Genomic DNA, 21,606 nt, shown 5'->3' with positions numbered 1-21,606 from the left:
CGGGGGCACGCCCCCGGGCGCACGGCCGCGGGCACGGTTCCGGGCAGCGCCCCCGGCCCGACAGGGCGCCGGTCCCCGACCCCGGGAACGAGGCGCCACCCGTCGCACGGCGGTCGGACGGGTCCGCGCCATGACCCCTGCCACCTGGCATTTTCGTAATCAGGGACCCGAGCGCACGACGGTCGGAGAACGTACTACGCTCTGTCGTATGTCTGATTTCCCGGCCGCCGCGGCGCTGGCCCCGAACACGCTCCCCCCGCTCGCGGCGGAGGACATCATTCTTCTCGGCGCCCCCCTGTGGGCCTGGCAGGTCGCCGTGGCCGTCGCCGGGGTGCTCGCCCTGGTCCTCCTGGCCCGGACCATCTGGAACCCGACCCCGAGGTCCCTGCGCGCCTGGACCCTCGGCAACATCGCGGTCAACGCCGGGATCGCCGTGACGGGCGCCACCGTCCGCGTCACCGAGTCCGGGCTCGGCTGCTCGGAGTGGCCCAGGTGCACCCCCGAGAGCTTCGTGCCCGTCGACACGGGACACGCCGCCTTCAACGCCGCCGTCGAGTTCGGCAACCGGACGCTCACCTTCGTCGTGCTGGCCGTGGCCGTCATCACGTTCATCGCCGTCATGCGGATGACGCCGCGCCGCCGCGACCTGGTCCGGATGGCCGCCATCATCCCGTTCGGCGTCCTCGGCCAGGGCGTCGTCGGCGGCATCACCGTGTGGACCGACCTGCACCCCGCCTCGGTCGCCACGCACTTCCTGCTGTCCATGGTGATGACCTTCATCACGGTCGCCCTGTACGTGCGCTGCCAGGAGCCCGAGGGCAAGCCTCAGGTCTCCGTCGGCCCCATGCTGCACGCCATCAGCGTCGGCCTGGTCGTGATCGGCTTCCTCCTGCTGGTCGCCGGCACGGTCGTGACCGGCAGCGGTCCCCACGGCGGCGACGCGGCGGCCCCGCGCTTCGGGTTCGACATCCCGGTCGTCACGCGCATCCACTCCGCGCTGGCCTGGCTCACCCTGGTCGGGGCCCTGGCCGCCACCGTCATCGCCTTCCGTGGCGGCGCCCGCCGCCCCGTCCGGATCAGCAGCGCCGCCCTCGTGGCGGTCGTGCTCCTCCAGGGGGTCCTGGGCTACACCCAGTACGCCCTCGGACTCCCCGAGGCGCTCGTCGTCCTGCACGTGCTCGGCTCCGCCCTGACCTGGGTCGCCGTGTCCCGGCTGTACTTCTCCACCAGCCGCCTGGTGCCCGTCGGCGAGGTCGTCGACGACGGCCTCAGCCGAGGCCCGGAGGGGCCTGCTGGCCGTGACGGGGGACGTACTCCTGCTGGCTCCTCGCCTGCGCTATGACGTGGGCGAAGTCGGCCCGGCGCAGGAACCCCGAGTCGGTCGGCTTCTCCGCCCAGCCCGGGGTGACCGGCTGGGGCACCCGCCCCAGGAAGGTGTCCCGGGCCACGTGCATCAGCGCCAGGAAGGAGTCCCTGCGGACCTTCCAGTCCTGGCGGGCCGACCCGGCGTCCAGCCTCTGGTGCAGCAGTGCCAGCTCGGTCGCGGCCAGCTGGTACTCCTTCATCGCCGTCCGCCCCCGCCGGCCGGCGTTGCGCCCCGCCCACTCACGGGCCCGGCGGCGCCCCTGCATGGAGCTGAGCATGGTGATGTCCGACGGCGTGACCAGGCCGGTGGAGATGTAGGGCGGCAGGTACCGGTCGATGGCGCCGATCTGCCCCCGCCGGTCGCGCGCCGCCAGCGCCAGGACGCCCATCAGCACCGCGAACAGCACGACGTAGGCGACGGCCAGGCCGTACCAGCCGAAGCGGGTGGACGCGTTCCACATGCCGTGCAGCAGGACGGCCAGCGCCCAGCCCCCGACGGGCGCCAGCAGGCGCAGGCGCCCGGTGCGCGTGGCCGCGTAGGCGACGCCGATGCCGATCATCGCGGTGTAGACCGGGTGGCCGAAGGGGGCGATGATCCCGCGGATGGCGAAGGTCGCGACGAGGGTCCCGTCGAAGAAGGCGCTCAGGAAGTACAGGATGTTCTCGGTGAAGGCGAAACCGGTGGCGACCATCCCCGCGTAGATCACACCGTCGGTGAACGTGTCGATCTCGTGTCGTCTGCGCCACAGCAGGATCAGCAGCACCACGCCCTTGGCGCTCTCCTCCACCAGGGGCGCCACCACGGACGTCCCCAGGAAGCCGCCCAGCTCCTGCCCGAACAGCGGCACGGTGACGTGGGCCAGCCCCCAGCCGTTGAGCAGCAGGGACGCCACCACCGCCACGCCCGCGCCCCAGGCGAAGGCGAAGAACAGCACCCACCCGGGCTCGGGCTCGATCCGGTCGAGCATGAGGATGAGCGGCACGAGGATGCCGACCGGGATGACGGCGGCGACCAGGCTGACGACGAATCCGAGGGCGCCGTCGATGCCCGCCGCGGCCCCGCCCGCCATCGCGAGCAGCCACAGGTAGACGAGCATGCCGGCCATGCACACCACGCTGACGGTGATGCCCAGGACGAGGGTCATCGAGTAACGGGAGCGTCGGCCCTGGAGGATGGCCTTGCTGTCGAGTCGGGGCATGGGCACCGATCGTAGCGGGAACCGCGTCGACCACGTGTTTCACCCCCGGCGAGAGGGACGCGGACCCGGGCTGCCGACGGGGGACGACACGCTCCGGCCGCCGCACGCGGGGACGGCACTCCCCGTATGGGGCAGGATCGGAGTCCGCGATGCGCGAGCGCACGAGAACGGAAGGGCCCCGCCATGGAACCGACCACCATGCCGTCCACCACCGCACCACCGCTCCTGTGGTTGATACGGGTGACGGCGCTCCTCCAGCTGGCCGCCGTCCTCTGGGAGGGCGCGACCGCCGGGCAGCTGGTGACGTTCAACACCGCCGCCCTGCCCCTGCACTACTACGGCGCGTTCGGGGTGCACGTGGCGGCGGGCCTGCTCGTGGTCGCGGCGGGCCTGTACTGGTACCGCTCCGGGGGCGGCCCCGGCCGTCCCCGCGCGATCCTGCTGGCCGGCCTGGCGGCGTTCCTGCTCGGCTTCCCGCAGGCCGCGCTGGGGACCTACGGGCCGCTCCAGGCCCACGTCCCGCTCGCCCTGGTCCTGACCGGGGCCGCGGTGTGGGCGGCCGTGCTGGCCTGGCGCAGGCCCTGACCCGCGCGGGACGGATTCCGCGCACCCGGGACGGCCCGGCCCGGGGACGGGCCCGCCGGGTCCGGGCCCCGGTCAGGCCGCCGGCCGGTGCGGACCGCCGACCCGTTCGGCCCACGCCAGGACACGCAGGTGCCGGTGCGCGGCCCCCAGGTAGGTCGTCGCGGCCAGCCACGCGCGGGCCAGGCGGTCCGGCGGGGGGACCACCGACTCGCCCGTGGCGGTGCGCCGGCGCTCACGGGCCGCCCCGACCACCTCGCCGAGGACGTCGGCGGCGGTGGGCAGGTGGTGGCCCCGCAGCCGGGCGGGCAGCGCGGAGCCGTCCGGGGCGGCCTCCCGCCCCGCCTCGGCGATCCGGGCGAGGACCCTGGTCAGGGCGCCCAGGCCGGGGTCGGCTCCGGGCGGCTCCGTCGGCCGGGGGCGGCTCGGGACCGCCGACCCGGCCGAGGGCAGGGTGTCCAAGGAGAGGTTGACCCGTCCCTTCCAGGCGGCGGGCAGCGGCAGCCCCGGAGCGTGCACCGCCACCGGCACGAGGAACCCGGGCCGCTCGGGGACCGGCCGTGCCACCGCGCGCAGCGCGATCCCGGGTTCGGCGGCCAGCCGGAGGAGGTTGCGCGCCCGGAGGAGGTCCTGGGCGCCGTCGGGTGCCAGGACCAGGGGTGCGCCGGTGGCCGCCTCCACGACCGCGGTCCCGCCCTCCGCCTCGCCGGTGACGGTGAGGTCGGCGAAGACCAGGTCGTCGCCGGTGCGGTGGACGGGGGCCGCCTGCGCGGCGACGGCCGCGGCGACCTGATCGGCGAGGGGCCGCCCCCACAGCCCCGCCAGGGGTTCCTCGTCCCAGGCGCACCCGGCGGAGACCGCCGCCGTCGTCGCGGACCCCCCGCTCAGTCGGCCGTCGGCGCTGGCCGCGACCCGCTGGGCGACCATGCCCGAGCGGCCGAGGTCGCGGTGGCTCAGCGCGGACCGCCCGAAGGCGATCCCCGCTCCGTAGACGGCGGCGGCCCTGTCGGGGCCCCCGGGGGCGACGTCGCCGATCCGCCACAGGCGCGCCCCGCCGGCGAGGGACACGGCGTGGGTGACGACGCCCGCGTATCCGGACGCGGTGACGACGCGTTCGCAGCCCAGCCCGTACAGCCGGAGGGAGCCGACCTCGGTGTACGAGCGGCGTCCGATCCCCACGTCCGCGAGGGTCGGCGCGGGGCGGGGGCCCTCCGGTCCGCCGCCGAGCCGCCACGAGGTGTCGAGGAGCCCGGTGAGGGCCGCGGTGTACTCGGCCAGGGCGAAGGCCGGTGTGGCGTGGTCGCGCGGACCGGCGGCCACGGCGGTGCAGGCGGCGGCCAGGCGGGGCAGGCGGGCGGCGCGGGCCGTCGCCGCGGCCCGCAGGAGTTCGGAGCGCTGGGAGGAGCCCGCCGCGCGGACCCCCGCCGCCAGGGTCCGGGCCCCGGCGGCCCAGGCGAGCGCGGCCGCGGCGCGGGCGTCGCCGTCCACACCGACCGGGGCGGTGAGGGGGTCCGCGACGGGGTCCCCGGAGGCTCGGGCGGTCTCCGCGACACCGCTCCGGCCCGCGGGGGCGGCCGGGCCGCCCGCTCCCCCCGGCCGCCCGGCCGGCGCGGGCGGCCCCGGCTCCCCGTCCCGCGGGGGGACGGCTCCGGCGGCCCGGTCCCCGGCGGGCTCTCCTGACGGCTCGGAGCGCTCCGGCTCCGGGCCGGGCTCCGGACCGTCCGCGTCGTCGTCGCCCGTGGGCGCCAGCAGGCCGGCGACCGAGAGCAGGTGCAGGCAGCGGGGGGCGAGCAGGCAGGTGCAGGCAGCCTGGGAGGCCTCGGTGATCCGCGGGCCGGTCAGGGTCACGGTCTCGTTCCCCGTCCCGACCGTCCACACGGGGCCGTCCGAGCTCCAGTCCCACTCCTCGGCCGCGCGGGGGGCCGCGTCCAGTTTGCGGCGGACCCGGCCGGGCGCGGCTTCGAGCAGCTCGGCGAGCAGGCCCGGGTCGATGCGGGGGCGTTCGGCGGTCACCTGGGGTCCTCCTCGGACTGCGTGTGCGTACGGGGCCGGTCGGCTCGGCGGCCCCCGGCGGTCGGTCGGGCACGGTGGTCGCCGCACGGCGGCGGTCGGAGTCCGCCGGCGGGACGGTGCGTGCGGGGGCCGGTCCGCGGCCCCGTCCGGCCGCGGGGCGCGGCGCCCCGGGGGCTCCCCTCCGGCGCGGGCCCGGCGGGCGCGTCCCGCAGGGGGGTGCGGAGGGCGGCCGGCCCGCGCGGCGCCGCCGGGGGGACCCCGCCGGCGGCGTGCCCGTCCCGGGCGCTCACCCCCGCACCTTCTCACCGATCCACGACGCCAGCTCCTGCGGGCTCAGCGACGCGACCGGCATGCCCGCGGCGACGAACTGCGCGGCGAGCGCCTGGTTGCAGACCGGCGCCCCCGTGTCGTCGAGGGCGGCGAGCCCGAGCAGGTGGGCCCCTGAGGCGGCGAGCGCGCGTACCTCGGCCAGGGTGCGGGACAGGTTCCCGCCCTCCTCGAAGTCGGTGACGAGCGCGACGATCGTCCTGCTGGGGACCCTGACCCTGGCCCGGGTGTGCGCCAGCCCCGCGCCGATGTCGGTGCCACCGCCCACGGACACCTCCAACAGGAGGGACAGCGGGTCCGGCACCCGGTCGGTGAGGTCCACGACCTCCGTGGAGAAGGTCGTGAACGACACGCTCAGCGCGGGCAGGCCGTGCAGCACCGCCGCGACGAGGGCCGCGTAGACCGTGGAGCGCTCCATCGACCCCGACACGTCCACGACGATGTGGACGTGCCAGTCCGCGCTCCGCCGCGCCCTGGTCCGGAAGACCGGGGCCTCGGGGACCAGCAGCGGTCCGTCCGGGCCGGGGCGGACCGTGCGCAGGTTGGCGCGGACCGTGCGGCCGAGGTCGAGCGGCCCGCCGCGCCGGCGGGTGGGGCGCGGCACGGAGAGGCCCGACAGGGCGGGGCTCATGCGGCGCGCGAGCTGCCGCACCAGCTGCTCAGTGATCGCCGCGACCAGGGGCCGCAGCTTGGCCAGACGCGCCTCGGGCAGCGCCCCGGCCAGCGAGAGCACCTGTTCGAGCAGGTCGACGGAGGCCGTGACCCGGCCGGGGTCGAGGCGGTCGAGGGCGTCGGCCCGGCCACGCGCGGCGGCCCGGCCCAGCACCTCCTCGCGGACCGTGCCGCCGAAGAGGTCCTGGAGCTCCTCGTCCCACCGGCGCGCGGCGGGTTCCGGGCTCCCGTCGCCGCCCCTCGCGCCGGGGCGGTCGGAGGGCTCCTGGGAGCCCTCCCCGTGGCCGCGGCCGTACAGCTCGTCGAGCGCCGCCGACGCCCTGCGGGCCAGGGTCCCGCCGCCCCGGGGCCGGCGCCCGAGGACGAGCCGCCACCGGTCCGCCGCCCCGATGGCGTGCGGGGCGTCCCCACCCGGGACCGGCTGCCCGGCGGGGTCCGCGGCCTCCGGGGGCGCCGCGGCGCAGGCCGCCCCGGGACGCCCCGACCCGTCCGCGGGAGGGACCGCTCCTGCCGGGACGGACGGACCGGCGGTGTCCCCCGCCCCGGTGGGAAACGGTGCGGAGGGGGCGCCGGGGGCGGGCGTGCCCGGTGCGGGGCCGTCCGCGGCCCGGTGGCCGGCTGCGGGAGCGGCGGTCCCCGCCCCCGCGGGGGCTGCGTCCGCGAGGGCCGCGTCCGCGCCGTGGAGGAGCCCCGGCACCAGGGCCTCCAGGGCCGCTCGTGCGGCGGTGTCCGCTCCGGCCAGCGCGAGGGCCAGCTCCGGCGGCACCTCCAGGCGGGCGTCCACCTCGCCGATCCTCTCGGTGACCGCGTCCAGGAAGCGCGAGCGCGACGCCGCCGACAGCGCCTCGAACCCCTCGCGCAGAGCGGGCAGCCGCGTGAGGAAGCCGAGGTCGGACCAGGCCTCCACACGTGCTGTGAGCGCGTCCAGGACGCCGGCGTCGGCCTCGACCACGGGGGCGGCCACGGTCAGTGCCCCGGCCAGGCGCAGGGCGAGCGGCCCGCCCCCGGCTGCCGCCTCCACCCAGCCGGCCAGGCGTACGGCCATGTCCCCGGGCGCGAGGTCGCCCAGGACCATCAGCGCGGCGGAGGCGGCTCCCTGGGCGAGCGGCCCGCCGCTCTCGGCGAGCAGTCCCAGGTGCCACAGGAGTCGCTGGGTCCCCACCGCGCCGGGAAGCGGCGCCTGGTCCTGGACCAGGCGCACGACCTGCAGCAGCGCGGCGGCGTCCGCCGGGTCGGTGCTGCCGGAGACGCCCGGGACGGAGGCGACCGCCGCCTCGGCCAGCCGCACGCGCAGCCGGTGCAGGGGCTCGGGGGCGCGCGGCATGCCCGGCACCTGGCCCGAGACGACGCGTTGGACCCGGTCGTGGAGCTCCACGGCGTCGGACAGGCCCGCCCGCGGCAGCACCTCCTCCCGGACGCGGTCGCCCAGGTCGGCGGCCAGGTCGGTCAGGGCGCACTCGGCGGCCTGGGTGAGGAGGGCGCCGGCCGCCTCCGGTGTCAGGGAGCCCTCCCCGCCGTCGCCGGCGTCGCGGAGGCGTGCGGCGACGCGGCCGCGCGCGGCCTGTTCGAGGGTGGGCCCGTAGCAGGACGCGAGTTCGAGGGTGGCGCTGGTGGCCGGTGTCCAGCGCGCGGTCCACAGGCGGCCCAGGGTCTCCCCGTCGGCGGTGGGGCCGCCCTGCCGGGGCTCGGCGTAGGACACGCCCGCCGCGTACAGGCGGTGGAGGGCGATGTGGCGTTCGCGGTCGCGGCCGCCGCGCAGGGGGTCCAGTCTCAGGTCCCGGCCCTCCTCGCCCGGGCCGGGCAGCCCGAGCCGGCGGAGGAGGGCGGTGGCGTCGGCGACCAGGCCGGAGACCGGGGCGCCGTGGGCGGGGGCGCCGCGCCGGGAGCCGACCATCTCGCGTTGGGCGGCACGGGCCAGGGCGCGGGCCCGGCCCAGGGGCTCGCCCTGGGCGAGAGCGGAGGAGAGGCCCTCCACCAGCTCGCGGCGGCCCGGGGCGGGCAGTCCGCGCAGGGCCGCGAGGTCGCGGGCCATCCGGTAGGCGGCGGTCGTGTCGGGCACCCCGCACACGTGCCCGTCCGCGCGCAGGCGGCCGCCGATGGCGGACAGGCGCCGGACGGCCGCGCGTTCGATCCCCTCGGGGTCTCCCCCGGCCGCGTGGACGTCCTGCTGCCACTCGGGGTCACGGATTCCGGCCGGGTAGCCCGAACGCGAGTCCAGGAGGGCGAAGGTGTAGGGGATGAGGGCGGTGGAGACCCCCTCGCGGGGCCGCTCCCCGGGTGCGGGGACCGTGATCCCGCCGGTGGGCGGGAGGCCCTCCGGCTCGGGACCCCTCAGGAACGCCGCTGCGGCGGTGTCCGGCGCGCCGCCCGGGACACCCTCCCCCGGCGGCCGGACCGCGGCGGGCAGGGCGTGCGGGGGAAGGAGCGCGGCGGCGTGGAACGCGCCCACGACCGCCACGGGCCTGGCTGCGCCGATCTCGCCGATCCGGCGCCGCATCCAGGCCTCGCGGGCGCGGTCCCGGGCTCCCACCCCGCCCGCGCGGAGGGCGGCGGCGCGGTGCGCCCACCCCAGGGCGAGGGCCGCCCTGCGGACCCTCTCGGGGGCGGCGCCGTACGAGCGCGCCTCCACCAGCCGGTCCCACAGCTCCTCCCCGTCCTCGACGCCGCCGGCGCGCAGCAGTGCGCGGTCCGGCGCCGGGCCCTCGGCCGGGCCGGAGCCGCCGCCGCCGTCGTCGACGGCCAGGGAGGCGGGCAGGTCCACGGCGTGCACGGGCACGCCCCGGGCACGCGCCCAGCGGACCGCCGCGAGCTCGGGCGAGAAGTCGGCGAAGGGGTAGTAGAAGTGGTCCCCCCGTCCCGCGTCGCCGAGCACGAGGGCGACCGGGGCCACCGTGTCCGGGTGGCCCAGCCACTCCAGCCACGGCCCGGCCTCCAGCGGGAGTTCGACGAGCACGGCGTCGGGGTCCGCCGCGTCCAGGAGCGCGGGGACCGCCGCGGCGAGCACGGGCGAGTGGTGGCGCACCCCGATGAGGAGGGGTTCCGTGCACGCCGCCAGCGCCTCGGGGACGGATGCGGCTCCCGTCGGCCCGCAGAGGGCCTCTGCGGCGTCCGGCGCCGGGGCCCCGCCCTCGGCGGGCGAGGGCCCCCGGTGGTCCGGTTCGTGGGACACGCGGCTCACTCCCCCACGACGTGGCGCAGCTCGTACAGGCGCTTCCACAGCCGGGCCCCGTTCTCCGCCCGGTGGCGGATGGCGGAGTCCCAGTAGGCGAGCAGGCGCCCCTGGTCGTCGGGGTCGTCCTTGCGGACCGCTCCCAGCAGGTAGCCGGGGACGAGGGCGAGGGGGTCGGCCGCCCCCAGGTAGGCGGTCTGCAGACCGAGGGAGGTGGTGACGCCCACCGCCTCGGCGGTGCTCATGACGGTGGTGGGCCGCTCCACGGGCCAGCCCTCGACGGAGGCTCCGGAGCGCAGGTCCCGGAAGGCGGTGACCAGCGCTTCGAGCACGGCGTCGTCCACGGGGAGCTCGTGGCCGTGGCGGGCCAGCGCCGTGCCCGCCTGGCGGCGCACGAGGTCCACCTCGGCCTCCAGGTCGGCGATGGGCGGGACCACCTCGAAGTTGAAGCGGCGCTTGAGCGCGGCGCTCATCTCGGACACGCCCCGGTCGCGCAGGTTGGCGGTGGCGATCACGTTGAAGCCGGGCCGCGCCAGGAACTGGCCGTCGTCGGTGAGCTCGGGGACGGCCATCCGCCGGTCGGAGAGCAGCGAGACCAGGGAGTCCTGGACCTCGGGCAGGCAGCGGGTGACCTCCTCGACCCGGACGACGCGGCCCGTCCGCAGCGCCGTGAGCACCGGGGAGGGCGCGAGGGCGTCGACGGTGGGGCCCTTGGCGAGCAGGAGCGCGTAGTTCCAGCCGTAGCGCAGGTGTTCCTCGGTGGTTCCCGCGGTCCCCTGCACGGTGAGCGAGCCGGTTCCGCTGACGGCGGCGGCGAGGAGTTCGGACAGGAGCGACTTGGCGGTGCCCGGTTCGCCGACGAGCAGCAGGCCGCGTTCGCCCGCGAGGGTGACGACGCAGCGCTCGACGAGCCCCCGCTCACCGACGAACTTGGCGGGGATCTCCATGCTCGACGGGAGCCCGTCGACGGGGGCGGGCAGCCGCAGCGCGGCGCCGCCGCTGCCGACGACGAAGGTCACGACGGCGCGGGGGGTGAGCCGCCAGCCGGGCGGGCGCGGCCCGGGGTCGTGGGCGGCGAGGAAGGCGAGTTCCCCGGCGTACCGGAGTTCGGCGGGCTCGATCTGGACGTCGGGCGCGGTTTCTGGCACCGCTTCTCCTCGGGGTGGGTTCTGGTCGGGTCTGGCGGGGGCGTGCGGGGCCGGTCCGCGCGGCGCGGAGGGCGCCCGCGGCGGCCCCGAGGGGCGCCCCGGCCGGCTCCGGCGGTGCGGAGCCGGCGGGGAACGGGTCCCGGTCCGCGCCCGTGCCCGGGGGCGCGGCCGCGGACCGGCGGGCTACCGGCCGGGCCGGTCCCCGTCGCGGAAGCGTCCCCATGCCTCGGCGAAGAGGTCCGGCAGGGGGCGGGCGGCGTGGAACCTCACCTGTCGGCCGGAGGGCAGGCGGTTCCTCCGCGCGCCCAGGTCGTACAGCGGCAGCTTCCACGCCTCGTACGGCAGGTTGGGCGCCTTGGCGTCGGTCCAGGGGCCGGGGACGAACACCGAGCGCCCCGACCGGGAGCGCTTGGCGGTCAGCACGAGGTCCGTCGCCGCCAGCTCGGCCTGGACCTTCTTGTGGCGTGCGGGGGTCCACCCGTTGACCGCGCGGATCCTGCGGTCGGTGGGTTCGAGCAGCGTCAGCAGCTGGAGGTACAGGCGGGCGGCGTCCGGCGAGAGCCCGAGTTCGGCGCGGGCCTCCTCCAGGACCCCGGGGGCCGAGGCGGCCGGGTCGTGCTCCCGGGCGCCCTCGGGCAGCTTCCCGGAGGAGACCCGCTCGGCCAGGGAGGTGAAACCCTCGCCGAGCAGGAGTTCGACCTCCGCGAGGACCCCCTGCCCGATGTAGCTCGAGCCGTCGACCACCACGCTCCGCAGCACCCGCGAACGGACGTCCCGGCCCAGCCCGGACGGGCGGAACCACACCTGCAGCACTCCGCGGCCGCCGGCCGTCAGCACGGCCACGCCGTTGTCGGCGCTCTCCGCGAACGGGGTGCCGCCCGCGGGGTCCCGGTAGGGTTCGCCCCCCACCTCCTCCAGGCGCCGCCGGGCGTCGGTGACCCACATCGCCCCGACGCCGAGCAGCAGCCCGGGGGCGCCCAGCAGCTCCCGGACCGCGGTCAGGGCGGCGGGGACGCCCTCGCGCACCGGGTCCCCCGCGGGGAGCTCGTTGCAGGCCCACGGGACGAGGTGGGCGAGGTCGACGAGGACGGCGGTCAGCCGCCCCGCCTCCACCGTGGTGTGGAGGAGTTCCGTGTAGTCGTGGTAGTGGCTCTTGGACAGCCGGAGCCGTGAGACGACGTCGCGGTTCAGGGCCGGCTCTCCCGTGTGGTCGGCGAGGAGGCGCAGCCGCTGGAGTCCGACCCGGTCCAGCCCCGACGCCCCGAACGCCGTCAGGGTGGACTCCGGCAGGGCGAACCGGCGTCCGAAGCGGGCGTTCCACGCCCGGGCGACGCGTTCGGCGACCCCGGACACGCCTCCCGGCTCCCACAGGGCGGCGATGCCCTCCGGGGTTCCGGGCAGGGCCTCGCGGTACAGGTCGAGCACGTCCTGCACGGTGACGCCGGCGAACTCCTCCGCGGCGAACCGGGCGCCGACCGCCGACAGTCCCAGCTCGCGCCGGTCCAGGTCGGGAACCGCGCCCGCGCCGACCCTCCACGGGGCGCGCAGCAGCAGTTCCGCGGCCTCCGGGATCAGCCCGGTGTCCCCGGCCAGGGCCTCGGCGGCGCCGGGGTCCCAGGGGATCGGGCCCCGCTCGGCGACGGCGGCGGTGAACGCGGTGAGCTGGTCGGCGTCGCCCCAGGCCAGGTCGGCCCGGCGGCGCTCGTACCCGGCCCCGGGGGACTCCTCGGGCGGGGTTCCGCCCGTGCGGGCCTCCACGAAGGTGTGCACGGTGCCGCGCTCGGAGCGGTTTTCCGCGCCGGGGACGCTGGAACGGGCCCCCGTGTCGGTGCGGCGGATCCCCTCCCCCGCCAGGGGCGTGAACTCCTCCCCGCCGACGACCTTCCCCGTCTCCACGGTCGCGGCGCGGTCGGCGAAGAGGGTCCCCGACCACCTCCGCAGGAAGTCCAGCAGGGCTGACCGTTCGTCCTCGCCGACGGCGGGCAGGGCGGACTGCCAGGCCAGGGCGCCGATCCGGCCGAGGAGGAGGCTCCAGTCCGCGCTGGTGCGGGGCCGGTCCGCGAGCTCCCCCGCGTCGGCCTCCCCCCGCAGGAACCGGGAGGTGGCCTCCAGGTGGGCCCTGGCGTCGTGGTCGTCCCTGCCCAGGGCGGGGAGGAAGCGGTACAGGCCGCGGGCCAGGGGCTCCGACTCGGGCCTCCCCGGCACGCTCTCCACGGTCCGGCGGATCCCGGCGAGGTAGTCGCCCAGCTCCGCCCGGAGCCCGGCGGCCGAGTACGCGAACCCGGTGACGTTCCGGACCAGGCTCTCGTCGGGGGCGGCCCCGTCCGCGGAGAGCAGTGCCCCGGCCGCCTTCGGGGTGAGCTCGATGTCCGCCGTCCTGTTGGCGCGCCGCTCCGTCCCGGCCGCGTCCAGCAGCGGGCCCAGGTCGGCGGCGGACACGCGGCGCAGGAGGGCGGACGAGCGGGGGTCCCTCGCCGTCATGAAGTGCCAGAACACGGGTTCGGGGAGGTAGGGGACGCCCCACTTGGCGGTGCACTCGCAGGCGGTGCCCGTGTGGCAGCTCCAGATCTGCCCGGAGCCGTCCGCCGCCAGGAGGGTGGCGCCCCCGGCGCCGCTGAGTGCGTGGGTGGCGCCGCCCGGGGCGGTGAAGAGGGCGGCCGGGGCGGCGGAGGCGTAGGAGTGGCGCCCCCTCCCGTCCGGGACGCGCACCTCGGCGGAGCGCCCGTCGGGGGCGGTGATCCGGAACGCGGTGTGTCCCGCGCGGCGGCCGAGCCCGACGACCGCGAACCCGGCGACCCCGTGGGCCCCTCCGAGGGGGGATCCCTCCGTGGGCTCGTCCAGGGGGCCCAGCGTGCAGGCGTGCAGGAGCAGCCGCTCCCCCTCGGCGAGGGGCTGCTCCTCCAGGAAGGCGGGCAGGCTCCTGCGGCCCCGGTCCCCGGTGGCGGGGTCCGTCTCGTGCAGCCGGCCGCGGTCCAGCACCCAGTGGGTGCGGCCGTCGCCGAGCACGTGGCGGTCGGCCTTGCCGGGGTCGTCGCCGGCCCGGACGGCGCGGTGGCCGCCCATGCGGGCGCCGTCCGCGGTGAGCTGGGCGGCCCCCGGGCTCCCGCCGCGCGACCCCCAGGAGTACACGGCGGAGTCGTAGCCGGAGAACGCGAGCACGGTGTCGGGGTCGGTGGTCCAGTAGCCGCGGTTCTCGCGGTCGGCCCGGTAGACGACGAGGAAGGCCCCGTCGGCGTACACGGCCCGGACGTCCCCGGCCCCGGCCGGCAGGCGGGGCACGTGCTCGGCGACCCGGCCGCGCGGCCCGACCGCGATCACCTTGGCGGCGGAGGCCAGGGTGAGGACGGGCCAGCTGGCGGTGCCGGTGATCCCGGGACCCTTGCCGGTGCCGGTCGCGCCGAGCTCCCTGGCGGCCTCCTCCAGCGCCTCCCAGGCGTACTCGCCGACGATCCCGGCGCGCAGGGTCACGGCGAGCGCCCCGGCGACGTCGACGGACTCCAGCTGGGCGAGGCGGTCGGGGAAGGCCCGGAAGGCGTCGCCCCCGACCTCGGACCTGAGCTGCTGCAGGTGGAGGCCGAGCTGGGCCAGGGCCGTCCCGCCCATGGCGCCGACCAGCTCTCCGAGCCGCCGGTCCACGTAGGGGTGCAGGTACTCGTAGGGCAGCAGCTCGTCCAGGACCCGGCTGTGGCGCCGGCCGTACCCGGTGGCGGAGGCGGCGAGCACGGGTTCCCACACGGGGTCGGCCCGCACGTGGGCGAGGTCGCGCCGGGGGGCTCCGCTCCGGTCGGACACCCAGGACTCCAGGTCCAGGGCGGCCTCCCCCGGCGGGAGCACGGGCACGCCCAGTTCGAGGCACATGTCGAGCAGCACCGGGGAGACCTCGCCGCGGAACCGGCTGCCGCGCCCTCCGAGGCCGACCGGGTCGCCGTCGGCACGGAGGCGGTCGGCGAGGCGCGGCACCAGTTCCAGGAGGCGGTCCGGCACGCTCCGCCGCCAGCCCCGGCAGTGGGAGACCATCCGGGAGAACCAGGCCGCGGCGCCTCCGGGGACCGGCCGGGCCGGGTCGGCGAGGAGGTCGACGGCCCCGGCGTCGTCGAGCATCTGCAGCCACCACTGCTGGAACGCGGCCCCGCCGGAGACGAAGAGGCCGAGCAGGGCGCGGGCGGCGTCCTCGTCGGAGCGGCCCAGGGCGACCAGGCCCGGCCGCGCCGCCTTCCAGAAGCCCTCCGGGGCCGAGGACGTGGCGGGCACGGTCAGGAGCTCCCGCAGGACGGCGACCTCCTCCTCGGCCGGGTCGAGCCCGGCGGCCCCGGCGAGGGAGCGGATCTGCTTGGGCAGGCCGGTCCAGGGCGGGAGCCCGCCCAGGGTCCGGCGGATGCTGAGCTCGCGGAACTCCGCGTAGGCGCGGGCGGGCTCGTAGCGCGCGGCGAGTTCGGCGGCGTGCCCGGCCAGGGCCTTGACCGTGAGTGCGCCGGCGAAGGCGAACTCCAGGAAGGCCTCCCGGCGGGTCGCCTCGTCCACGGGCAGGCTGTAGACGCGTTCGGCCTCGCGGGCGCGGCCGAACATGACGGCGGCGGTGCGCGCGTTGTCCGCCGCGACGAACGCGCGGCCCGCCTGCTCCCAGTAGGAGGGCAGGTGGTGCAGGGGCACGCCCTCGGCGATGCGCGCGAACTCGTCGGAGGCCGGGCCGGGGCGGTTCGCGGCCAGGCGGGCCGCGCGTTCCATGGGGCGGACCAGGGCGAGCGCCTCGGCGCGGCGCTCCGGGTCGTTGACCAGCGCCCACTCGGGGTAGCCGAGGCCGCGCGGGCGGGCCAGCGCCAGGGGCTCGGAGGCCTCCTCCACGGCGAAGCCGAGGAAGTCCAGGGCCGCGTCCTCGGCGGGGGCGAGGGTGTCGGGGACGAGCCGCACGACGGTGCGCCCGCCCAGCATCGGGTGGGTGTAGGCGCGGGCGCGGACGGTGTCGGCGGCGCCGTCGGCCGGGGCGTCCAGGGGGGCGAGGCCCGCCTCGAGGAGGCCGGTGCCGGGGGTGGTGGTCACGACTGCGTCGTCTCCTCTTCGGTGTTCCTGCGGCCCGCGTGGATCAGCTCGGCCATGCGGATGCCCTCCGACCAGGCGATGGGTCCCACGTCGCCGAGCCGGAGGGGGCGCTCGGCGTCGTCGACCCACAGGAGCCGACCGGTCTCGGTCCCGTAGTCGGGCGCGTCGGAGCCGATCCAGTAGCGGGCCTGGACCGGGCGCCCCCGCTCCGTGACGCGGCAGACGGCGTAGCCCCCGCGGACCGTGAACCCGTACCGCTGGGCGCGGCCGGTGGCGTGGCGCAGCTGGTCGAACTCCCCGCCGGAGTAGTCCTCGACCGCAGTGGCTCCGGCCTCGACGGCGTCGGGCTTGCGGTGGATCGCGCGGGTGAGCTGCGGCAGGCGCTGGGTGATGCCGAGTTCGAGGGCGAACTCGCGGACGTCCTCCAGGTCCTCGACGAGGACGGGGTGGACCGGGACGACCCGGTCGGCGTCCAGCCAGACGCTCTCGGCGTCCAGGTCGAGGACGCCGATCCGGCCCCGGTCGTCCACGCCCCGCAGGAAGCCGCCGTCGCCGCCCCCGGCCGGGACGACGAAGAGGTCGGTGAGCAGCTCCCTCCAGGCGGGGTCGGCCCACACGCGGGCGATCACGGAGGCGGGCACGGGGAGGGAGCCCAGGAGCCAGGACTCGACCCGTTCGACGCACTCGCGCTCGTGGCGTTCGAGCCGGAGCAGGACGCCGCGGAGGTGTTCGGCCTCGGCGGACTCGCGCACCTTCTTGGGGACGGTCTTGAGCCTGCGGCCCCTGGCGTTGCGGCACACGAGGGAGGCGCCGTCGAGGGCGAGCGCGTAGCCGTCCGGGCCCTCGGTCCAGACCGGGTCGGCGGCAGGGGGTGGGGAAGTCGTTGCCATGGTGAGGTTATAGCGGTGACCGGTGACAACACGGGACACAGTCGCCGTAGGCGCCTTCTCCGCCACGAAGGGTGGCGTTCCCGTGCACCGCGGGTCACCGCGGCCGGGGCCCGCGAGACCGGCCCCGACCGGATCCTGCTGACCTCAGCCGGCCCCCGCCCCCGCGCGGGGCCGCGGGCGGCGGACAGCACGGTGGCGCCGCTCCCCGGGGGGACGGCGCCACGTGTGCGTCGGCGGGGGTCAGCCCAGCGCGTTCGCGATCAGCGGGTCGACGGTGACCGCCACGAACAGCAGCGCCAGGTAGGCGTTGGACAGGTGGAAGAAGCCCATCGTCTTGAGCTGGGCGCCGGTGACGCCCGCCCGGGAGCGGCTGAGCAGGCGGTGCGCCTGGAACACCAGCAGCGCGCCGAGGGCGACGGCGACCGCGCCGTAGAACCAGGTGGTGCCGGCGACGGGCCAGAAGACGACCGACACGACGGCGGTGGCCCAGCTGTAGAGCACGCACTCCAGCAGGACCCGGCGGTCGCTGGCGACCACGGGCAGCATCGGCACCTTGGCCTGCGCGTAGTCCTCCCGGTAGCGCATGGCCAGCGTCCACGTGTGCGGCGGCGTCCAGAAGAACACGACCAGGAACAGGACGAACGGCGCCCAGTCGAGGCTGTCGGTGACGGCCGCCCAGCCGATCAGCACCGGCATGCACCCGGCGATGCCGCCCCAGACGACGTTCTGGGCCGTGCGCCGCTTGAGGAGCAGCGTGTAGACGAAGATGTAGAACAGGATCGCGAAGACCGACAGCGCGGCCGACAGCAGGTTCACGAGGAGCGCGAACCCGACCGTGGAGCCGACCGCGAGCACCAGCCCGTAGGTGAGGGCGCCCCGGGGGGTCACCAGGTCCATCGCGCCGGGACGCTGCCTGGTGCGACGCATCTCACGGTCGATGTCGCGGTCGATGTAGCAGTTCATCGCGTTCGCGCTGGCCGCAGACATCGTGCCGAAGAGGAGGGTGGCGACCGCGGTCCACAGCGGTGGCACGCCTCCGGCGGCGACGAACATCACCGGGATGGTGGTGATGAGGAGGAGTTCGATGACGCGGGGCTTGGAGAGCGCCACGTAGGCCTTGACGTACTCGCCCGTGGTGGCCCTGCGGGGGGGCCCGGGTTCGTGGCCGTCGGGGGTGGTGCCCGGTACGCGGTTCGTGAGCGCCATCAGTGCCGCGCCCTCACGGCCGGACGGCTCGCTCGCGTCCCCACGGGGGGTACCGGCTCGGTTTCAGACACGCGGATACCTCGACAACTCTCGGGATTTCGACACTGCTCGCCACGCGGGGCCGAGCGGACCGACAAAGCGTCAGGAACGGCGAAAACCCCGTCAACGACATACTGTAGTACTTCCTCGCGGGGACCGTGGACCAGCCCCCTCACAACGAAAGGCCCTGGTCCCGGCTCCGCGGATCGCACACGGGCCGCCGGGTGTACAGAAGGGTCGCACACGCCCCGTCGCTCATCCAGCCTGCCACGCGCCGGGGTCCCCCGGGCACGGGCCTCCCGCTGCGCACGGCCCGCGCACCCCCGGACCAGCGGAGCTACCACTCGGTAATGAGAGGTGTCGGGCAACGACATCCCGGGGCGCGGACGATAGGCTCGAACACGGCCGAACCTGTCGTGGTCTCCCGGCCGCGGCGGCCGTCGCCGGGGGCACCGATGACGCGTCCGCGCCTTGACAACCGCAGCGCGGCCCGCCCTCCCGCACCCCTCACGGCCCCGTCCCTCCGGCGGGCCGTCCCGGGGTGCCCGGCGCCGCCGACGACCAACGCAACCGACGCACCCAGCCCGCAGCCCGGGCGCGAGGGGTGCCCGAGAAGGAGAACGAAAGTCCGTGAACGCCCACACCCCGCAATCCCTGGAGTGGTCGGACCTCGACCTCCGCGCCGTCGACACGGTCAGGGCGCTGGCGATGGACGCGGTAGAGAAGTCGGGTAACGGACACCCCGGCACCGCGATGAGCCTGGCTCCCGCCGCGTACCTGCTGTTCCAGAAGGTCATGCGCCACGACCCCGCCGCGCCCGACTGGGTCGGCCGGGACCGGTTCGTCCTGTCGATCGGCCACTCCAGCCTCACCCTGTACATCCAGCTCTACCTCGCCGGATACGGGCTGGAGCTGGACGACCTCAAGTCCCTGCGCCAGTGGGACAGCCTGACCCCGGGCCACCCCGAGGTCGGCCACACCGCCGGCGTGGAGACCACCACCGGCCCGCTGGGCCAGGGCGTGGGCAACGCCGTCGGCATGGCGATGGCGGCCCGCCGCGAGCGCGGCCTGTTCAACCCCGACGCCGGCCCGGGCGCGAGCCCGTTCGACCACCACGTCTACGCGTTCTGCTCCGACGGCGACGTCCAGGAGGGCGTGAGCCACGAGGCGAGCGCCCTGGCCGCCACCCAGAACCTGGGCAACCTCATCATGATCTGGGACGACAACCAGATCTCCATCGAGGACGACACCCGTATCGCCCACTCCGAGGACGTGGCCGCGCGCTACCGCGCCTACGGGTGGCACGTGGAGGAGGTCGACTGGACCTCCACCGGCTCGTACGTGGAGGACATCGACGCCCTCTACCAGGCGATCCTGCGCGGCAAGGCCGAGACCGACCGTCCGACCTTCATCAAGCTGCGCACCGTCATCGGCTGGCCCGCGCCCAACGCGCAGAACACCGGCGCGGTCCACGGCGCCGCCATGGGCACCGACGAGATCTCCGCCACCAAGCGCATCCTCGGCCTGCCGGACGAGCCGTTCGGGGTCCAGGACGACGTCATCGCGCACACCCGCAAGGCCCTGGAGCGGGGCGGCGAGGCCCGCGCCGAGTGGCAGACGGCCTTCGACGCGTGGCACCAGGGCGCGGGCGAGCGCGCCGAGCTGTTCGACCGCCTCGCCGCGGGCAAGCTCCCCGACGGCTGGGAGGAGGCGCTGCCCACGTACGAGCCCAGCGAGAAGGGCGTCGCCACCCGCAAGGCCAGCGGTGACGTGCTCTCGGCCCTGGCCCCGGTGCTCCCGGAGCTGTGGGGCGGCTCCGCCGACCTGGCCGGGTCCAACAACACCACGCCCAAGGGCGAGCCGTCCTTCCTGCCGTTCGAGCGGGCCAGCAGCAAGTTCCCCGGCAACCCGTACGGGCGCGTGCTGCACTTCGGCATCCGCGAGCACGGCATGGGCTCGATCCTCAACGGCATGGCGCTGCACGGCCCGACCCGCCCCTACGGCGGCACCTTCCTGGTGTTCAGCGACTACATGCGCCCGGCCGTCCGCCTCGCCGCGCTGATGAAGCTGTCGGTCACCTACGTGTGGACGCACGACTCCATCGGCCTGGGCGAGGACGGCCCCACCCACCAGCCGGTCGAGCACCTGTGGGCGCTGCGCGCCATCCCCGGCCTCGACGTGATCCGCCCGGCCGACGCCAACGAGACGGCCGTCGTGTGGCGCGCGGTCATGGAGAACTCCGGCCGCCCGGCCGCGCTCGCCCTGACCCGGCAGAACGTGCCCGTCCTGGACCGGTCCGAGTACGCCCCGGCCGAGGAGGCCGTCAAGGGCGGCTACGTGCTGGCCGAGGCGACCGGCGGCTCCCCGGAGGTCATCCTGCTGGCGACCGGCAGCGAGGTGCAGATCGCCGTGGAGGCCCGCAAGGTCCTGGAGGAGGCCGGAACGCCCACCCGCGTCGTGTCCATGACGTGCGTGGAGTGGTTCGAGGACCAGAGCGAGGAGTACCGCGAGAGCGTGCTGCCGTCGTCGGTGCGCGCCCGCGTGTCCGTCGAGGCCGGCATCGCCATGGGCTGGCGCTCCTACGTCGGCGACGCCGGCGAGTCGGTGAGCCTGGAGCACTTCGGCGCCTCTGCCCCGTACCAGACCCTGTACGAGAAGTTCGGCTTCACCACCGAGGCCGTCGTGGAGGCGGCTCGCAAGAGCGCCGCCAGGGCCGGACGCTGACAGCGCGGGTCCCGCCGTCGACCGGTGGGACCCGCTCCCCTTGTGCGAGAGGGCGGCAACGCCCGTGAGGAAGGCGCGAACACCATGAGCAACCCACTCGAGGACCTGTCCGAGGCAGGCGTGTCCGTCTGGCTGGACGACATCAGCCGCACACGGCTGCGGACGGGCAACCTGACAGAGCTGATGTCGACCCACAAGGTCGTCGGCGTCACGTCCAACCCGAGCATCTTCGACAAGGCGCTGGCCGAGGGCGACGCCTACGACGAGCAGGTGAGCGAGCTCGCCGCGCGCGGCGTCTCGGTCGAGGAGGCCGTGCGCCTGCTCACCGCCTACGACATCCGCTGGGCGGCGGACACCCTCCGCCCGGTGTACGACGCCACCGACCGCGTCGACGGCCGGGTCTCCCTGGAGGTGGACCCGCGCATGGCCATGGAGACCGAGCGCACGGTCGCCGAGGCCAAGGCCCTGTGGTGGCTGGTCGACCGGCCCAACCTGATGATCAAGATCCCCGCGACCGCGGAGGGCCTGCCCGCCATCACCCGCGTGCTGGGGCTGGGCATCAGCGTCAACGTCACGCTGATCTTCTCCCTGGAGCGCTACCGCCAGGTGATGGACGCGTTCCTGGAGGGCATGGAGCTGGCCCGCGCCAACGGCCACGACCTCTCCCGGATCCAGTCCGTGGCCTCGTTCTTCGTCAGCCGCGTGGACGCCGAGGTGGACAAGCGGCTGCGGGCGATCGGCACCGAGGAGGCCACGGCCCTCCTCGGCCGCGCCGCGCTCGCCAACGCCCGCCTGGCCTACCAGGCCTACGAGCAGGTGTTCGAGGGCAAGGAGTGGAAGGCCCTGGAGGCGCTCGGCGCCAAGCCCCAGCGCCCGCTGTGGGCCTCCACCGGCGTGAAGGACCCCGCCTACGAGGACACCCTCTACGTCACCGGGCTGGTCGCGCGCGACACCGTCAACACGATGCCGCAGGCCACCCTGGACGCCGTCGGCGACCACGCGGTGGTCGCGGGCAACACCGTGCTCGGCAGCTACGCGCAGGCCCACGCCGACTTCGCAGCCCTGGAGGCCGCGGGCGTGAACCTGACCGAGGTGTTCGGCCACCTGGAGACGGACGGCGTCGCCAAGTTCGTCGCCTCGTGGGAGAGCCTGCTCAAGGGCCTCTCCGAGAAGCTGGCCGCCTCGGCCTGAGGCGCCCCCTCCCGGGCCGCGGGCCCGGGAGGGACCCCCGATCC

General features: G+C 76.3%; 11 protein-coding genes. 4 read left to right on the top strand and 7 right to left on the bottom strand.

From position 1 onward, the window contains the following. Nucleotides 1-208 precede the first annotated feature (208 nt). A complete protein-coding gene (locus ACWGL3_RS20370; RefSeq protein WP_267949032.1) occupies nucleotides 209-1,342 on the top strand; it encodes a COX15/CtaA family protein in 1,134 nt (377 codons plus the stop codon). Here the strand turns inward: ACWGL3_RS20370 and ACWGL3_RS20365 are convergent. Next, nucleotides 1,269-2,564: a PrsW family intramembrane metalloprotease gene (locus tag ACWGL3_RS20365; protein WP_267949031.1), complete on the bottom strand. Its 1,296-nt coding sequence runs from the start codon at nucleotides 2,562-2,564 to the stop codon at nucleotides 1,269-1,271. The genes ACWGL3_RS20370 and ACWGL3_RS20365 overlap by 74 nt on opposite strands. Nucleotides 2,565-2,747: 183 nt before the next feature. Between ACWGL3_RS20365 and ACWGL3_RS20360 the strand changes: the two genes are divergently transcribed. Further along, a complete protein-coding gene (locus ACWGL3_RS20360; RefSeq protein WP_267949030.1) occupies nucleotides 2,748-3,149 on the top strand; it encodes a hypothetical protein in 402 nt (133 codons plus the stop codon). A 72-nt stretch (nucleotides 3,150-3,221) separates the two neighbouring features. Here ACWGL3_RS20360 and ACWGL3_RS20355 read toward each other — a convergent pair whose 3' ends face one another. From ACWGL3_RS20355 to ACWGL3_RS20330, 6 genes are all read right to left on the bottom strand, one after another. After that, nucleotides 3,222-5,159 carry a hypothetical protein gene (locus ACWGL3_RS20355; RefSeq protein ID WP_452461676.1) on the bottom strand — a complete coding sequence of 646 codons (1,938 nt, stop codon included), beginning with the start codon at nucleotides 5,157-5,159 and terminating at the stop codon, nucleotides 3,222-3,224. Nucleotides 5,160-5,445: 286 nt separating this feature from the next. Beyond that, nucleotides 5,446-9,327 (bottom strand): DUF5682 family protein, encoded by a 3,882-nt coding sequence (locus ACWGL3_RS20350; protein ID WP_452461675.1) that lies wholly within the window; start codon nucleotides 9,325-9,327, stop codon nucleotides 5,446-5,448. Between the two features lie 5 nt (nucleotides 9,328-9,332). After that, complete coding sequence (locus tag ACWGL3_RS20345; RefSeq protein WP_267949027.1) at nucleotides 9,333-10,475, bottom strand: ATP-binding protein; 1,143 nt, start codon at nucleotides 10,473-10,475, stop codon at nucleotides 9,333-9,335. A gap of 183 nt (nucleotides 10,476-10,658) precedes the next feature. Continuing rightward, nucleotides 10,659-15,512 (bottom strand): hypothetical protein, encoded by a 4,854-nt coding sequence (locus tag ACWGL3_RS20340; protein WP_267949026.1) that lies wholly within the window; start codon nucleotides 15,510-15,512, stop codon nucleotides 10,659-10,661. Continuing rightward, on the bottom strand, nucleotides 15,509-16,402 hold the full coding sequence (locus ACWGL3_RS20335; protein WP_267949025.1) for a DUF4132 domain-containing protein: 894 nt from the start codon (nucleotides 16,400-16,402) through the stop codon (nucleotides 15,509-15,511). The genes ACWGL3_RS20340 and ACWGL3_RS20335 overlap by 4 nt, the downstream gene beginning before the upstream one ends. Before the next feature lie 240 nt (nucleotides 16,403-16,642). After that, nucleotides 16,643-17,608, bottom strand: a complete 966-nt coding sequence (locus tag ACWGL3_RS20330; RefSeq protein ID WP_267949024.1) for a heme o synthase — start codon at nucleotides 17,606-17,608, stop codon at nucleotides 16,643-16,645. Between the two features lie 669 nt (nucleotides 17,609-18,277). On the opposite strand from ACWGL3_RS20330, the gene tkt reads away from it, so the two are divergent. Together tkt and tal are read left to right on the top strand one after the other, a co-directional pair. Then, entirely contained in the window at nucleotides 18,278-20,371 is a 2,094-nt protein-coding gene (tkt, locus tag ACWGL3_RS20325) for a transketolase (RefSeq protein ID WP_267949023.1), read from the top strand. A gap of 84 nt (nucleotides 20,372-20,455) precedes the next feature. Further along, complete coding sequence (gene tal / locus ACWGL3_RS20320) at nucleotides 20,456-21,562, top strand: transaldolase (RefSeq protein ID WP_267949022.1); 1,107 nt, start codon at nucleotides 20,456-20,458, stop codon at nucleotides 21,560-21,562. Nucleotides 21,563-21,606: the final 44 nt, after the last annotated feature.

It is taken from the genome of Nocardiopsis sp. NPDC055824, from assembly GCF_053616335.1.
The sequence above is the reverse complement of the archived record's forward strand: the minus strand, read 5'-3'. Positions and strand labels throughout refer to the sequence as shown.

Excerpts from the sequence above, each read along its gene's own strand:
- ACWGL3_RS20370 (WP_267949032.1), top strand. The coding sequence starts at position 209 with ATGTCTGATTTCCCGGCCGCCGCGGCGCTGGCCCCGAACACGCTCCCC.
- ACWGL3_RS20365 (WP_267949031.1), bottom strand. The coding sequence starts at position 2,564 with ATGCCCCGACTCGACAGCAAGGCCATCCTCCAGGGCCGACGCTCCCGT.
- ACWGL3_RS20360 (WP_267949030.1), top strand. The coding sequence starts at position 2,748 with ATGGAACCGACCACCATGCCGTCCACCACCGCACCACCGCTCCTGTGG.
- ACWGL3_RS20335 (WP_267949025.1), bottom strand. The coding sequence starts at position 16,402 with ATGGCAACGACTTCCCCACCCCCTGCCGCCGACCCGGTCTGGACCGAG.
- ACWGL3_RS20330 (WP_267949024.1), bottom strand. The coding sequence starts at position 17,608 with ATGGCGCTCACGAACCGCGTACCGGGCACCACCCCCGACGGCCACGAA.
- tal (WP_267949022.1), top strand. The coding sequence starts at position 20,456 with ATGAGCAACCCACTCGAGGACCTGTCCGAGGCAGGCGTGTCCGTCTGG.